This is a genomic window from Streptomyces sp. NPDC111520 (genome assembly GCF_055635295.1).
In genome coordinates, this window is sequence record NZ_JBVKBW010000017.1 from 74032 (window position 1) to 88928 (window position 14897).

A 14897-nucleotide genomic window follows, 5' to 3' on the forward strand; every position below is an offset into this window, starting at 1 on the left:
GACGCAGCCGCCGGGGGACGGCACGCCTGCCGTGCCCCCGCCGTGCGTCAGGCGGTGGGTGCCAGGGCGCGGCGGGCGGCCCGCCGCGCGGCGGACTCCTCCGGGTCGAGGACCGGGACCGCCGCCAGCAGCCCCTTGGTGTACTCGTGCTCCGGCGCCTCGTAGACCTGCGCCGCGGGCCCGTACTCCACGACCCGGCCCGCCCGCATCACCGCGACGTTGTCGCTGACCTGGCGCACCACGGCCAGGTCGTGGGCGATGAAGACCAGCGCGAGACCCAGCTCGCGCTGCAGTTCGCCGAGCAGCCCGATGACCTGCGCCTGCGTCGTGACGTCCAGCGCCGAGACCGGTTCGTCGCAGACGATCAGCCGCGGCTCGGGCGCCAGCGCCCGGGCGATGCCGACGCGCTGCCGCTGTCCGCCGCTGAACTCGTGCGGGTAGCGGTGGTACCAGTCGGGGTCGAGTCCGACCCGTTCCAGCAGTTCGCGCACGCGGGCGGTGACCGCGGCGTCGTCGAGCACGCCGGCCGTCCGCAGCGGGTCCGCGACGGACTCGCCGATGCTGCGCCGCGGGTTGAGCGAGGACACCGGGTCCTGGAACACCATCTGCAGCCCCGATGCGCCCGCGCCGGAGCGCACGCCGGGCCGCCGCAGTTCGCCGCCCGTGGGCTCCAGGAGCCCCACCAGCATCCGTCCCAGCGTGGTCTTGCCGCTGCCGCTCTCCCCGACGACGCCGAGCGTCTCGCCCGCGCGCACGGTGAGCGAGACGCCGTCGACCGCCGCGACCCGGGCGCCGCGCCGGCCGAACTCCCGCCGTACGCCGACGGCTTCGAGGAGCACCTCGCCCGTGACGCCGCCGCGCGGCCGCGCCGTCCCCACCCGCGGGACCGCGGCCACCAGGTTCCGGGTGTACGGCTGCCGGGGCGCGCCCAGCACCGTGCCGACCGGTCCGCGCTCCACGGCGCGGCCGTCCTTCATGACCAGGACCTCGTCGACGCTCCCGGCCACCACGCCCAGGTCGTGCGTGACCAGCAGCAGCCCCATCCCGGTCTCCTGGCGCAGGTCGCCGAGCAGGTCGAGGATCTGCGCCTGGACGGTGACGTCGAGCGCCGTCGTCGGTTCGTCGGCGACGAGCAGCCGCGGCTCGCAGGCGAGCGCCATGGCGATGAGGGCCCGCTGGCGCATGCCGCCGCTGAACTCGTGCGGCCGGAAACGGGCCCGCCGCGGGGCGTCGGCGATGCCGACCCGGTCGAGCACCTCGACCGCCCGCGCGCGGGCCGCGCGCCGGGACGCCCCCGGGTGGTGCACCCGGTACACCTCGGCGATCTGGTCGCCGATCGCGAAGTAGGGGTCGAGCGAGGACAGCGGGTCCTGGAAGACCATCGCCGCCAGCCCGCCGCGCAGGCCGCGCAGTTCCTTCTCCCCCGCGGTGAGGACGTCGACGCCGGCCACCCGCACCGAGCCGCCGATCCGCGCCCCGCTGCCGCGGTGCAGTCCCAGCAGGGTGAAGGCGGTGGCGCTCTTGCCGCTGCCGGACTCGCCGACGATGCCCAGGGCCCCGCCCTGTTCCAGGGAGAAGGAGAGCCCGTCCACGGCGCGCACGGTGCCCGTGCCGGTGGGGAAGTCGATCGTGAGGTCCTCGACCTCGATCAGCGGTGACGTCATGCCAGCACCACCCGTCGGTCGGCCACCGCGTACAGGACGTCCGCGACGGCGTTGGCGAGGACCACGAAGAACCCGGTGACCAGCACGAGCCCGACGACGACCGGCAGGTCCTCGGTCCGCACCGAGTCCACCAGGCTCTTGCCGAGGCCGGGGATGCCGAAGAGCGACTCGGTGAGCACCGCGCCGCCGAACATCGTCCCGAGGTCCAGCGCGGTGAGCGCGATGACCGGCGGCAGCGCGCCGCGCAGCGCGTGGCGCCCGATGACGGAGCGCTCGCGGACGCCGTAGGCGCGGAAGGTGCGCACGTGGTCCTCGGAGAGCGTGTCCAGCATCGATCCGCGGGTCAGCCGGGCGTACTTGGCGCTCTCCAGGATGGCCAGCGAGAGCCAGGGCAGCACCAGGTTCCAGGCCCACTGCTCGGGGTCCTCGGTCAGCGGGACGTAGGACGGGAAGGGCAGCCAGCCCAGCACCGAGACGAACAGCAGCATCAGCAGGATGCCGATGATGAAGACCGGCACGGCGTTGCCCGCGAGGGTGACCGCGGTCAGCAGCCGTTCGGTGAGCCCGCCGTGGCGCAGCGCCGAGAGCACACCGGTGCCGACGCCGATGACCAGCCACAGCACCATCGCGCCGAGGGAGAGCGAGGCGGTGGCGGGCAGCCGCTGCGCGAGCAGGGAGGTGACCTGTTCGCCGCTCTGGTACGAGAAGCCCAGGCAGGGGGCGCCGCAGTGCTCGGTGCCGACGCCGGTGCTGATGTCGGTACCGGCGAACAGGCCGTGCAGGAAGTGCGCGTACTGCGCGAAGGCGGGGTCGTCGAGGCCCAGCTGGGTGCGGACCTGGGCGACCTGGTCGGCGGTGCACTTGGGCCCGCAGGCCAGCCGGGCCGGGTCGCCGGGCAGGACGTAGAAGAGCGCGTAGACCGCGACGCTCAGCACGAGCAGCACGAGCAGCGCCGCCAGCAGGCGGCGCAGCGCGAAGCGGGTGAGGAGCGTCATGGGCGCGCCTCCTTCCGCCTGCGGGTCACGGCGCGCAGGCGGCTGCCCGCCCGCGGGTCGAGGGCGGTGCGCACGCCGTCGCCGAGCGCGGTGAACGCGAGGACGGTGACGAAGATCAGGCCGGCGGGCAGCAGCACGTACGTCGGGTCGGCCTGGTACCAGGTGGTCGCGGAGGAGAGCATCTGTCCCCAGGAGGGTGTGGGCGGCTTGACGCCGATGCCGAGGAAGGACAGCCCGGCCTCCGAGGCGATGTTGGACGGCACCAGCAGCGCGCTGTACGTCACCACGGGCGCGGCCAGCGAGGGCAGCAGTTCGCGGCGGGCGATCCGCCAGCGGCCGGCGCCGCCGAGCCGGGCGGCGGCCACGTAGTCGAGGGACTTCAGGCTGAGCGTCTGGGCCCGGACGATGCGGGAGGTGCCGCCCCAGCCGAGCAGGCCGAGGACGAGGACCAGCAGCACCGGCCGCGGGAAGCCGGCGGGCACGATCGCCAGCAGGGCGATGGAGAAGACCAGGGTGGGCAGCGCCAGCATGACGTCGGTGGTCCGGCTGAGCAGGTTGTCCAGGAAGCGGTTGCCGAGTCCGGCGGCGAGGCCGACCGCGACCCCGATGACGACCTGGACGACGGTGGCGGCGAGGCCGATGCCGAGCGAGATCCGGGCGCCGTAGGCGAGCCGGGCGAACAGGTCGCGCCCGGTGCCGGGTTCGACGCCGAGCCAGTGGTCGGCGCTCACGCCGCCGAAGGAGCCGAGCGGGACGCCGCCGAGGGCGGAGTCGACGGCCGAGGCGTGGTAGGCGTCCGGGTCCTGGCCCTCCAGGGCGGCGAGCAGCGGCGCGGCGAGGGCCACCAGGACGAGCAGGGCGATCACGGCGACGCCGGCGAGGGCGGCGCGCTGGGCGCGCAGCCGCCGCCAGAGCTGCCGGGCGCGGCGAGCACGTCGGTGGTGGTCACTTGACCGCGACCTGCGCGACGTCGAGGACACCGGTCCAGTCGCTGATGACGACGTTCTTGACGTCCTTGCCGTACAGGCGCTTGTAGACGGGGTGCACCAGCGGCACGGTCAGCGCCTGCTCACCGATCTTCTTGTCCAGCGCGCCCCAGCGGGTGGCGGCGGCCTGGAGGTCGGTGAGCTTGTTGATCTCGTCGATCTCCTTGTTCACGGCCGGGTCGTCCAGCTGCGCGTTGTTGAAGTTGTAGCCGTCCTTGACGATCTGCCGGCCGTCGAAGATCGGGGCGAGGAAGGGACCGCCGGACGGCCAGTCGGCGCCCCAGCCGGTGAGGAAGAAGCCCGGCTCGGTCTTCAGGCCGTGGATCTTCTCGCTGTAGGCGCTGGACTCCAGGCCCTCGAGCTTGACGGTGATGCCGGCCTTCTTCAGCGCGTCCTGGAGGGCGGTGGCGACCTCGGGGCCCTGCTCGTCGCCGGTGGCGGAGTCGTGGGTGAGGGTGACGGTCAGGCCGTCCGCGTAACCGGCCTCCTTCAGCAGCTCCTTCGCCTTGGCGGCGTTGCCGTTCGGGCCCGCGGGGAACGGGTCGTACGGGGTGTGGCCGAAGGACTCCTGCGCCGGGAGGAAGGTGGTGGCGGCCTCGGCGAGCGAGGAGCCGCCGAGGGCGTTGACGACGGTGGTGCGGTCGGTCGCGTAGGCGATGGCCTGACGCACCTTCGGGTCGTCGAAGGGCTTCACCTTCGGGTTGAAGGCGATGTAGTCGGTGTAGCCGAAGTGGCCGGTGCCGACGCGGCTCGCCAGCTCCTTGTCGCCGGTGATCTTGGCGAGTTCGGCGGCGGTGAGGTTGGTGTCGGTGGTGACGGCGGCCGCGTCCTTGCCGGCGCCGGAGGACAGCCGCTGGTTGATCACGGCGGCGGCGAGACCCGACTGGACGTCGATGCGGTCCGGGTAGGCCTTGCGCTCCTCGTCGGTCTTCGGGTCCCAGTGGGTGTTGCGCTCCAGGACCAGGTGCTCGCCGTCGTTCTGGTTCGACACGACCTTGTAGGGGCCGGACGAGAAGGGGTGGTTCTCGTACTTGGTGCCGGTGTCCTTGGCCTGCGGGACCGGCGCGAAGGAGGTCTGGGTGGCCAGGAACGGGAAGTCGCCCTCGGGCTTGTCCAGGTGGAAGACGATGGTCTTCGCGTCCGGGGTCTCGATGGAGTCCAGGCCGCCCTTGTCCTTGTACGGGCCCTGGTAGTCCTTGCCGCCGGTCAGCCAGTCCCGCAGGTAGGGGGCGCCGCCGGACAGTTCGGCGGCGAAGGAGCGCTCGATGCCGTACTTGATGTCGGCGGTGGTGATGGGCGAGCCGTCCTCGTACTTCAGGCCGTCCTTGAGGTGGTACGTCCAGACGGTGGCGTCCCCGTTCGGCGTGCCGGTGTCGGTGGCGAGGTCCGGGACGACCTTCGCGCCGTCCGCGCCGTCCTCCCGGTTGCGGGTGGTCAGCGTGCGGAAGACCAGGCCGGGGACGTTGCCGCCGCCGGAGGTGTAGAGCCGCGCCGGGTCGAAGTCCTCCTGCGGGGACTGGTTGAGCACGTACAGCGTGCCGCCCTTGGCCGGCTTGCCGTCGGCCGCCTTGGCCCCGCTGTCCTCCGGGCCGCAGGCGGCGGCGCCACCGGTGATCGCGAGGACGACGGCGGCCGCCGCGAGGCGGCGGGGTGTGACGGACGGGTGAGACATCGAAGATCCCTTTCGCGGCTGCGAGATGAGGAGGGCAGGGCTGTGGAAGGCCCGCAGGCAGCGGCGACGGCCTCATGCGGAGGCCGGGAAGGATCGATCGTGCGTCGAGCACTGTGCCCACGGGCGGAGAGGTCCGGGGCGAGGGGGGAACGTGCCCCTTTTACGCGCCCGGCACCGTGGAACACCGACACAGGATGTCGGCCACGCAGTGCCCGGCCACGCCGATGAGCGCCAGCTCGATGCTGGCGTCGTCGTCGGTGGCGGGGCTGTGCGGCATGCCGAAAACATTGAACGATTAATCGCCCGATGTCAAAAAGCTAGCCCCGGGGGTAGGGCCAGGCGTTGGGCTTGCAGGTCAGGCCCCCGTAGGAGAGGAATTTGGTCTGCTGCATCATGACCGGGGCGAGGGCGCCCTGTTTGGGGCAGAGCACATGGCCGTAGCCGAGCCGGTGCCCGACCTCGTGGTTGATCAGCATCTCGCGGTAGTCGAGCATCCGGTCCGGGCCGTAGGTCTCCGAGCCCTGGGCCCAGCGGTACGCGTTGATCATCGTGCGCGGGGTCGACGCCGCGTCACATGACACGTTGTCAACCGTGGTGTCCAGGCCGGACTTGGCGCACCAGGTGGCCGTGGTGCCGGGACTGGCCAGCGTGACCACGATGTCGGCGGGGCCCGTTGAGACCCGCTCGAAGGTGCGGGCCCCGGCGTGCGCCCAACTGCGCTTGTCGTTCAGCGTCTTGTAGACGGCGTCCGCGAAGAGCCGGGCGTTGAGCGGCAGCCCCTTCTCGACGTCCACCCGTACCCGCAGCAGCCGGCCCTTGCCCGGTGCCTTCTCGTGGCCGCCCACGGTCTGGAACTTCCCGGCCAGGCCCAGGTCCTGGTCGAGCGGGTAGGCCCGGGTCATGGCCTCGCCGTACGTGAGCGGCGCGGCGACCGCGGAGGGTGAGCCGGAGGGGGTGGCCCGGCCCTCGGAGCGGGACGCGGAGTCGTCCGCGGCCCGGCTGCCGCCCGGTTTCGCCGCGGCGGACGGGTGACGCTTCTCACCCCCGGCGGCCATCTGGCCCGCCACGACGACGGCCAGCACGGTCACGACCGCCGCGGCGGCCGCGCCGCTGAGCGCCCGGGTCCTGACGGCCGTCCTGGGCCGTCCGGGTGGTTCCCCGGCCTCCCCGGCCTCCGCCGCGCCCCCGGCGGGTGCCCCGGGTTCAGTGGCGGCGGGGACGGAGGGGGCGTCGAAGGCCGCGACGAAGTCCTTCCGCGGCCCGGGGACGTTCCGTGCTCCCGCGGCAGCGCCGGGCGCCCGGCGCTGCCGCGGGAAGCCGGCTATCCGGGCCGCGGTGCGGGCGCCCCCGTCGAGGGGGTCCTCGTCCTCCGGGTACTCGGTGCCCAGCGCGCCGTCCGCCAGCTCGGTGGGCCGGGTGCCCCGCGGTGTGCGCGGCGGGGCCCAGGAACCGGCCCGGCCCCAGGCCGAGTGCTCCCGGTGCTCGGGGTGGGAGTGGCCCGGGACGTCCCCGTGCCCGGGATCGCCGGCCCGGAAGCCGTCCCGGCCGCCCGGCACGGGGCCACCGGGCGCCTGGCCCGGCCCGCCCGGCCGCTGCGGGGTCGTCGCCGCCGGGCCGGTACGCCGGCGCCGGCCGGAGCCCGAACCGCCGCCGGCTATGCCCGGTACGTCGTCGCGGCGGCCGTCGCGGCCGCCCGGTGCGCTGTGCCTGCCCATGAAGTCAGTGATCCGTCCGCGCGTCCGTGGCGTCCAGCAGCTCGCGGAAGGCCCGCTCCACCGCATCGGGGTGCTCCATCATCGCGACGTGCCCGCTGTCGGGGAGCGTCAGCAGCCGCGCGTCACGGAACGTCCGGGCGGCACGGTACGCCATCCGGGGGGAGACGAGCCGGTCCCGGCCGCCGTACACCAGCAGCGTCGGCGCGAGCACCCGCTCGGCCTGCCGCCACAGGTTGTGCTGGCCGCCGAGCGTGTAGGCGTCGACGATGCCGCGCGCCGAACGGGTGAGCGCGTCCCAGAAGTAGGGCAGCGCCAGCCTGCGCTCGTACTCCGTGGCGTGCTCGGCGAAGGAATCGTCGCTGACCTGCGACGGGTCCCCGTAGCAGAGGTCCAGCAACTGCTTGGTGCGCCGCTCCACGGACCAGTCGCGGGTGGCCCGGGTGACCACCGCGCTCGCGCCGGGCAGCCCGAGGAAGGCGGTCGGCCAGGCGCCGGGCCGGGGCGGCACCTCCGGCAGGGCCGGCGAGATCAGCGTCAGGGTGCGGACCAGGTCGGGCCGGGCCGCGGCCACCTTGGTGGCGACGGCTCCGCCCAGCGAGTTGCCGAAGAGGTGCACGGGCCCGCGCCCGGAAGCCTCCAGCAGGCGCACGACGGCGCGCGCGTGCCCCCCGATCGAGTAGTTGCCGTCGTCCGGCGGCGGCGAGTACCCGAAACCGGGCAGGTCGAGGGCCTCGCACGACACCCGGTCCGCGAGCAGCCGCATCAGCGCCGACCAGTTGGAGGACGAGCCCCCCAGGCCGTGGACGAAGAGCGCGGGCGGCAGCCCTCCGGCCTGCTCCGCCCGCGCTCGCACGCTCACCGTCCGCCCTGGCAACGCCACGGTCCGGACCTTCTCCCCGTCCCCGGCTCCGGCTCCCGAAGGCGGTACGGGCACGGCGGCGAGAGCGGCTTCGGATGACTCCGTCGAGGACATGGGCCAATGTTACGAGGTGATCACGCGCACGCTCGTGTGTTCGCCCTCACACGCGTCGTGAGGATTTCGCGCCCCTCCCGTCACTCTGCACACCCCGTCCCTGTCTCCTACGCTCGCAGAAGGGGAAAGAGGGGGACAGTGGGTAGCAGCGGGGGACGGCAGCGCACGACCAGACGGGAGGTGCTTGTGTCCGACGACATCGAGACCTTCGACGACGACGTCATCGACGACCTGGAGGACGCCGAGGCCGACATCGAGGCGCCCGAGGCGGACATCGCCGAACAGCACCTCGAACTGCTGCAGCACCGCGATGTCCCGATCACCGAACGCCCGGACGACGCCGATCCGGCGGACGTCGCCGAGCAGCACAGGGTGGTGGAACTCGACGAGGACGACTATCGCTGAGTTCCACTTGGTGAGAATGTGCGTTCGCACAGCGCATGCCCCCGCTACCGAAAAGTACGATGGCACCCGCAGCGCAGAACGACATCACTTGGGAGGCGGCGTGACAGCCATCGAGCAGACTGAGGCGCGCCCTCGCGGCACGCGCCTGCCGCGCCGGGCCCGGAGGAACCAGCTGCTGGGCGCGGCTCAGGAGGTGTTCGTCGCCCAGGGCTACCACGCCGCCGCGATGGACGACATCGCCGAGCGTGCGGGCGTCAGCAAGCCCGTGCTCTACCAGCACTTCCCCGGCAAGCTCGAGCTCTACCTGGCCCTGCTGGACCAGCACTGCGAGGCCCTGCTGGACGCGGTGCGCACCGCCCTGGCCTCCACCACCGACAACAAGCTGCGCGTGGCGGCGACCATGGACGCGTACTTCGCGTACGTGGAGGACGAGGGCGGCGCCTTCCGCCTGGTCTTCGAGTCCGACCTCACCAACGAGCCCGCCGTCCGCGAGCGCGTCGACAAGGTCGCGCTGCAGTGCGCCGAGGCGATCAGCGAGGTCATCGCGGAGGACACCGGGCTGACCACCGAGCAGTCCATGCTGCTCGCCGTCGGCCTCGGCGGCGTCTCTCAGGTGGTGGCCCGTTACTGGCTCTCCAGCGGCAGCTCCATGCCCCGCGACACCGCGGTGCAGTTGCTGACGTCCCTGGCCTGGCGCGGCATCGCGGGCTTCCCGCTGCACGGCAGCGAGCACTGACCGACCCCGGCCTGTTCGCTCTGGGCGTGCCCGTCCGCCGGTGCCCGGTTGCCGGGCGCGGCTAATGTGTCCTGCGTACGGCGCGATTTCCAACCGCGCACACCGCAGACCGTTCGGAGGGACCAAAGCCGTGGAGGTCAAGATCGGCGTGCAGCACGCGCCGCGCGAGATCATCATCGAGAGCGCGCAGACGGCCGAGGAGGTCGAGAAGGCCGTCGCCGAGGCGCTGACGGGCACGGGCAAGCTGCTCAGCCTCACCGACGAGCACGGCAAGCGCGTGCTCGTGCCGGCCGACCGGCTGGCCTACGTCGAGATCGGCGAGCCGGCGGCCCGCCGGGTCGGCTTCGGCGCCCAGCTCTAGGCCGTGTGCTCCGGGGCAGGCGCTCCGGGGCAGGTCACAGCCTCGCCGCTCCCGTGACGGGAGTACGTACGGCGGGTCACCCCCGAATGGGGTGACCCGCCGTTTCGCCGTGCGGGCCCGCGGGGTAGGACCCGTGCGACCGAAGTCTCCGGGAGGGGCCGCACGATGATGTGGGAAGCGCTCGCGTTCGCCGCCGTCGGACTGTCCGTCGCGTACGCCGCGACGCGCCTGCTGCCCCGCCGCCGCCTTCCGGCGGCGACGCTCGTGCTCGCCACGGGCGTGGTCGCCGCCGTGCTGGGCGGCCTCATCACCCGTACCGTCCTCGGTTCCGACCGGTTCCTGATCAACCTCGCCGTGTCGGTGGGGGTGGCGGCCGCCCTGCTCTCGCTGCTGGTGCGCCCGCCCCGCGGCACCCGCCGGTCCGCGCCGCGCACGGCCTGAGCCGTGCGGCCCGGAGGGCTCAGGCGGACAGGCCCAGCGCCGCCATCCGCTTGGTGTGGGCCTCGGTGATCCGGGTGAACATCCGGCCGACCTCCGCCAGGTCGAAGCCGTCGGCGACCCCGCCGACCAGCATCGTGCTGAGCGCGTCCCGGTCCGCCACGACGCGCTGCGCCTGCGACAGCGCCTCGCCCATCAGCCGGCGCGCCCACAGCGCGAGCCGCCCGCCGACCCGGGGGTCGGCCTCGATGGCGGAGCGCACCTTGCCCACCGCGAAGGAGGCGTGGCCGGTGTCGTCGAGCACCGCCAGCACCAGCTCGCGGGTGTCGGTGTCGAGCCGGGCGGCGACCTCGCGGTAGAAGTCGGACGCGATGGAGTCGCCGACGTACGCCTTGACCAGGCCCTCCAGCCAGTCCGACGGCGCGGTCTGGCGGTGGAACTCGTCCAGTGCGGCGGCGAAGGGGCGCATCGCCTCGGTCGGCTCCGCCTCGATGGTGGCGAGCCGCGCGCGGAGCTGCTCGAAGTGGTGGAACTCGGCGGACGCCATCGCCGCGAGCTCCGCCTTGTCCGCCAGGGACGGTGCGAGCTTCGCGTCCTCCGCGAGCCGCTCGAAGGCGGCCAGTTCGCCGTAGGCGAGTGCCCCGAGCAGGTCCACGACCGCCGCGCGGTACTGCGGGTCCGCGGAGGCGGCGGCCCAGTCCTTGGCGGCGATGGTCGTCTCGGCGGGGGTCTCGGCGGGGGTGTCAGGCGTCTCCATGCTGCGCACAATAGCCAACCCCACCAGCGCGGCAACCATCCCGTGCGGCCCGCCGCGCGGGAGCGGTGCGGTGACCTGTCCCACGTACCGGAAAATCCATCCGCCGCGGGTGCGTGATTCCGGGGTACAGTGATATGGACCCGCCAGGTGACCCGGCGGGTCGCGCATGAATGGATGCCCGGTCGGTGGCCCGATCGGCTCCTACCGACCGCCCTCCTCACATGGAGGGGGACAGCTTCGCGGCGCGCACGAGGGCAGTGGTCCCGCGCACCTCGGCCATCAACGGCCGGACGACACTCCGCGCGGTCAGCGCAGTTACTTGCGCCCGACCCTCCCCGGACAACGCTCGGCGCCGCGTCCAACCAGAAGAGGCAGCATCCTGACCACCACCACGACTTTCCGCGATCTGGGGATCCTCCCCGAGACCGCCGAGGCCCTCGAGGCCGTCGGCATCACCACTCCCTTCCCGATCCAGGAGATGACGCTCCCGGTCGCCCTCGCGGGCAACGACGTCATCGGCCAGGCGAAGACGGGCACCGGCAAGACCCTGGGCTTCGGCCTGCCGCTCCTGGAGCGGGTCGTCGTGCCGGTCGACGTCGAGGCCGGGCGGGCCACGCCCGAGGACGTCGTCGACGGTCCGCAGGCCCTGGTCATCGTCCCGACCCGTGAGCTGTGCCAGCAGGTCACCAACGACCTGCTGACCGCCGGCAAGGTGCGCAACGTCCGTGTCCTGGCGATCTACGGCGGCCGCGCCTACGAGCCGCAGGTCGAGGCCCTGAAGAAGGGCGTCGACGTCGTCGTCGGCACCCCGGGCCGCCTGCTGGACCTGGCGGGCCAGAAGAAGCTCAACCTGCGCCACGTCCGCTCGCTCGTCCTGGACGAGGCCGACGAGATGCTGGACCTGGGCTTCCTCCCCGACGTCGAGAAGATCATCGACATGCTGCCGGTCAAGCGGCAGACGATGCTCTTCTCCGCGACCATGCCGGGCGCCGTCATCGGTCTCGCCCGTCGCTACATGTCGCAGCCCACGCACATCCGGGCCACCTCGCCGGACGACGAGGGCGCGACGGTCGCCAACATCACCCAGCACATCTTCCGCGCCCACTCGCTGGACAAGCCGGAGCTCGTCTCCCGCGTCCTGCAGGCGCAGGGCCGCGGCCTGGCGATGATCTTCTGCCGCACCAAGCGCACCGCCGCCGACGTCGCCGAGCAGCTCGAGCGCCGCGGCTTCGCCTCCGGCGCCGTCCACGGCGACCTCGGCCAGGGCGCCCGCGAGCAGGCGCTGCGCGCCTTCCGCAACGGCAAGGTCGACGTCCTGGTCTGCACCGACGTCGCCGCCCGCGGCATCGACGTCGAGGGCGTCACGCACGTGATCAACTACCAGACGCCGGAGGACGAGAAGACCTACCTCCACCGCATCGGCCGCACCGGCCGCGCGGGCGCGTCCGGCACGGCGATCACCCTGGTCGACTGGGACGACATCCCGCGCTGGCAGCTGATCAACAAGGCGCTGGACCTGCCGTTCAACGCGCCGGAGGAGACGTACTCCACCTCGGCCCACCTCTACGAGCTGCTCGGCATCCCCGAGGGCACCAAGGGCGTGCTGCCGCGTGCGGAGCGCACCCGTGCCGGGCTCGACGCCGAGGAGATCGAGGACCTCGGCGAGACCGGCGGCCGCGGTCGTGGCCGCGGCGGCCGCAAGTCCGGCCCCGCCGCCTCCGCCGAGGCGGAGGAGCGTCCGGCCCGCACCCGTACGCCGCGCCAGCGCCGCCGCACCCGCGGCGGGCAGTCGCTCGGCGAGGCTCCCGCCGAGGCGGAGGCGGTCGTGGAGACCGTCGAGGCCCCGGCCACCGAGGCCCCGGCCCCGCGCCGTCGTCGCCGCACCCGTGCGGCCGCGGCGGGCACGGCAGGCACGGCGGGCACGGCGGGCACGGCAGGCACCGAGACGGTCGCGGCCGCCCCGGCGGCCGAGGAGGTCCCGGCGCCGCGCCGCCGCCGTACCCGGTCCGGCGCCACCGCCGCCGAGGCTCCCGTCGCCGCCGAGACCGCGGCGGAGGCCACGGCCCCCGAGGCGGCACCCGCCGAGGGCGAGGGCGCGGCCAAGACCGTCCGCCGCCGTCGCCGCACGCGGACGGCCAAGCCGGCCGACGAGGCCACCGGCTGACGCGCACCCGTACCGCCGACGGCCGGGCGCCCCTGACGGGGGTGCCCGGCCGTCGGCGTTCCGCCCGCCCGGCGTCCGGGGTTGGGGCCCACGTCGTGTGGGGGCAATCCGGCACGGCTAGCCTCGGCCCATGAGCCGACCGCCCTTCCTGACCCTGCCCCCGAACGCCACCGCGCACCTGCTGGAGACGGCCCGCGGCGCCTTCGCCGTGCTGGACGCCGTCCCGCCGGCCGGCACGCCGCGGCGCGGCACCGCCCTGCTGGTGCCCGGGTTCACCGGCAGCAAGGAGGACTTCGTCGCGCTGCTGGAGCCGCTCGCGGCGGCCGGTTACCGCACCGTCGCCGTGGACGGCCGGGGCCAGCACGAGACGCCCGGCCCGCGGAACGAGACGGCGTACGCACAGGGCGAGCTGGCCGCCGACGTGCTCGCGCAGACCGCCGCGCTGGCCGGCCCGGCCGGTGAGCCGGTGCACCTGCTGGGGCACTCGATGGGCGGCCTGGTCGTCCGCGCCGCCGTCCTGGCCGCGCACGGCGGGGGCGCCGCCCTGCCCTGGGCGTCGCTGACCCTGATGAGCTCCGGTCCGGCGGCCATCGAGGCCGCGCAGCAGGCCCGTACGAAGCTGCTGCTGGGGGCGCTGTCGGCGATGGACATGGAGGGCGTGTGGCGCGCGATGCGCGAGCTGGACGCGGAGGACCTCGAAGGCACGGCGAACGCCACGGGCCCGGTCGAGGACTTCCTGCACGACCGCTGGCTGGCGACGGTGCCGGAGCAGCTGGTCGTCACCGGACGGCAGCTGATCGACGAGCCGGACCGGGTGGCCGAACTCGCGGCGGTCCCGCTCCCCAAGCTGGTGATCTCCGGCACGGTGGACCACGCCTGGCCCGTCCCGTGGCTGGACGCGATGGCCGAGCGCCTGGGCGCCCGCCGGGTCGTCGTCGAGGGGGCCGAGCACTCCCCGAACGCCGAGCAGCCGGCCCCGACCGCGCGCGCCCTCCTGGACTTCTGGGCCACCGCCGGCTCCGGGGAGGACCGGGCGGAGGCCTAGCCGGGGCCTACAGGCGCGCCTGCAGGTGCTCCCAGAAGCCGTCGCGCAGGACGCGCCGCAGGTCGGCGTGGCCGCGCAGCGAGATGTTGAGCATGCCCTCGGCCTCGACGAGCAGTTCCTGGTCGAAGGCGGGCGGCAGGTACGGGTGACCGGGCAGCAGCTCGGCCAGGGTGTCGCGGCCGCGGGTCGCCAGCCACTGCGCGGCGACCCGGGCCCCGACGAAGTGCACGTCCTCGCGGGACGGGATGGGCCCGGTGGGGATCGGCGCGTCGCCGTAGACGGGGACCGTGCGCCGGGTGATGTACGGCTTGCAGAAGTCCAGGTCGAGGGTGCGCAGGCTGTCGACCTCCCACAGCAGGGGGTCGGCCTGGTTGCGGCCGTCGGCGGCCTCGATGCCCCACAGGTGGACGCGGGCGCCGTAGCCCTGGGCGGCCTCGACCGCGGACACCAGGTCCTCGTCGCCCCCGATGAGGACGGCGTCGCTGATGGCGCGGTGCCGGGCCAGTGACTCCAGGTCGCTGCGGATCAGGGAGTCGACGCCCTTCTGCTGGCGGCTGGCGTTGAGGTTGCCGAGCCGCACCTTGACGTCGGGGAGCTCGGCGATGCGTTCCTGCTCGGCGGTGTGGATGCGGCGGCGTGCCCCGTCGTACCAGTAGACACGCAGCAGGCGGCTGTCGGCGAACAGGGTGCGGGCCCGGTCGATGAAGGCCTCGATGATGCCCTCGGCGTCGAGTTCGAAGGCCCTCCGGTCCTCGGTGCCCGCGACGAGTCGACCGGCCGCGGCGTACACGTAGCCGGCGTCGACGAACACGGCGTGGGTCGCCGGGGTCGTGGCGACCTCGGCGAGCACCCGCTGCAGTAGCTCGTTCGTGCGCTCGATGCCGGCGGCGATGGCGGAAAGGGCGTCGTCGTTCATAGAGATCACATTGTCCGGCGGTTCCGTCCGCACACACAACCGGAACCAGGACCGCCGGTACCGGTGGCTA

The 14897-nt window shown here is 73.7% G+C and carries 15 protein-coding genes; 6 read left to right on the forward strand and 9 right to left on the reverse strand.

The genetic code is table 11. The features are described 5' to 3' along the window. Positions 1–47: 47 nt before the first annotated feature. From ACZ7MY_RS32620 to ACZ7MY_RS32650, 7 genes are all read right to left on the reverse strand, one after another. Positions 48–1664 (reverse strand): dipeptide ABC transporter ATP-binding protein, encoded by a 1617-nt coding sequence (locus ACZ7MY_RS32620; RefSeq protein ID WP_499606978.1) that lies wholly within the window; start codon positions 1662–1664, stop codon positions 48–50. Beyond that, the gene (locus ACZ7MY_RS32625; RefSeq protein ID WP_499606981.1) at positions 1661–2659 is read right to left on the reverse strand and encodes an ABC transporter permease; all 999 of its coding nucleotides are present in this window, start codon (positions 2657–2659) and stop codon (positions 1661–1663) included. Before ACZ7MY_RS32625 ends, ACZ7MY_RS32620 begins: the two co-directional genes overlap by 4 nt. After that, the gene (locus ACZ7MY_RS32630) at positions 2656–3639 is read right to left on the reverse strand and encodes an ABC transporter permease (protein ID WP_499606983.1); all 984 of its coding nucleotides are present in this window, start codon (positions 3637–3639) and stop codon (positions 2656–2658) included. The genes ACZ7MY_RS32625 and ACZ7MY_RS32630 overlap by 4 nt, the downstream gene beginning before the upstream one ends. Beyond that, positions 3605–5317: an ABC transporter substrate-binding protein gene (locus tag ACZ7MY_RS32635; protein ID WP_499606985.1), complete on the reverse strand. Its 1713-nt coding sequence runs from the start codon at positions 5315–5317 to the stop codon at positions 3605–3607. The genes ACZ7MY_RS32630 and ACZ7MY_RS32635 overlap by 35 nt, the downstream gene beginning before the upstream one ends. Positions 5318–5477: 160 nt before the next feature. Next, positions 5478–5594 (reverse strand): Ms4533A family Cys-rich leader peptide, encoded by a 117-nt coding sequence (locus ACZ7MY_RS32640; protein ID WP_499606988.1) that lies wholly within the window; start codon positions 5592–5594, stop codon positions 5478–5480. A 40-nt stretch (positions 5595–5634) separates the two neighbouring features. Then, entirely contained in the window at positions 5635–7032 is a 1398-nt protein-coding gene (locus tag ACZ7MY_RS32645) for a DUF3152 domain-containing protein (protein WP_499606991.1), read from the reverse strand. A 4-nt stretch (positions 7033–7036) separates the two neighbouring features. Beyond that, entirely contained in the window at positions 7037–8005 is a 969-nt protein-coding gene (locus tag ACZ7MY_RS32650) for an alpha/beta fold hydrolase (protein WP_499606993.1), read from the reverse strand. A 186-nt stretch (positions 8006–8191) separates the two neighbouring features. Here ACZ7MY_RS32650 and ACZ7MY_RS32655 point away from each other — a divergent pair, with 186 nt between their 5' ends. The 4 genes from ACZ7MY_RS32655 to ACZ7MY_RS32670 all read left to right on the forward strand — a co-directional run bounded on the left by ACZ7MY_RS32655 (position 8192) and on the right by ACZ7MY_RS32670 (position 9948). Next, positions 8192–8410 (forward strand): hypothetical protein, encoded by a 219-nt coding sequence (locus tag ACZ7MY_RS32655; protein ID WP_202470921.1) that lies wholly within the window; start codon positions 8192–8194, stop codon positions 8408–8410. A gap of 100 nt (positions 8411–8510) precedes the next feature. After that, positions 8511–9146, forward strand: coding sequence for a TetR/AcrR family transcriptional regulator (locus ACZ7MY_RS32660; RefSeq protein ID WP_499606995.1), 636 nt, complete (start codon positions 8511–8513; stop codon positions 9144–9146). Positions 9147–9276: 130 nt separating this feature from the next. Beyond that, positions 9277–9507 carry a DUF3107 domain-containing protein gene (locus ACZ7MY_RS32665; RefSeq protein ID WP_431960353.1) on the forward strand — a complete coding sequence of 77 codons (231 nt, stop codon included), beginning with the start codon at positions 9277–9279 and terminating at the stop codon, positions 9505–9507. Between the two features lie 165 nt (positions 9508–9672). Next, entirely contained in the window at positions 9673–9948 is a 276-nt protein-coding gene (locus tag ACZ7MY_RS32670; RefSeq protein ID WP_499606997.1) for a hypothetical protein, read from the forward strand. A gap of 19 nt (positions 9949–9967) precedes the next feature. Here the strand turns inward: ACZ7MY_RS32670 and ACZ7MY_RS32675 are convergent, their stop codons facing one another. Continuing rightward, the gene (locus tag ACZ7MY_RS32675; protein ID WP_499607000.1) at positions 9968–10702 is read right to left on the reverse strand and encodes a ferritin-like fold-containing protein; all 735 of its coding nucleotides are present in this window, start codon (positions 10700–10702) and stop codon (positions 9968–9970) included. A 478-nt stretch (positions 10703–11180) separates the two neighbouring features. On the opposite strand from ACZ7MY_RS32675, the gene ACZ7MY_RS32680 reads away from it, so the two are divergent. Together ACZ7MY_RS32680 and ACZ7MY_RS32685 are read left to right on the forward strand one after the other, a co-directional pair. Further along, a complete protein-coding gene (locus tag ACZ7MY_RS32680; protein ID WP_499607221.1) occupies positions 11181–12866 on the forward strand; it encodes a DEAD/DEAH box helicase in 1686 nt (561 codons plus the stop codon). A gap of 130 nt (positions 12867–12996) precedes the next feature. Further along, positions 12997–13911: an alpha/beta fold hydrolase gene (locus ACZ7MY_RS32685; RefSeq protein ID WP_499607003.1), complete on the forward strand. Its 915-nt coding sequence runs from the start codon at positions 12997–12999 to the stop codon at positions 13909–13911. A 7-nt stretch (positions 13912–13918) separates the two neighbouring features. On the opposite strand, the gene ACZ7MY_RS32690 is transcribed toward ACZ7MY_RS32685, so the two are convergent. After that, entirely contained in the window at positions 13919–14827 is a 909-nt protein-coding gene (locus ACZ7MY_RS32690; protein ID WP_499607005.1) for an NYN domain-containing protein, read from the reverse strand. Between the last annotated feature and the right edge of the window lie 70 nt (positions 14828–14897).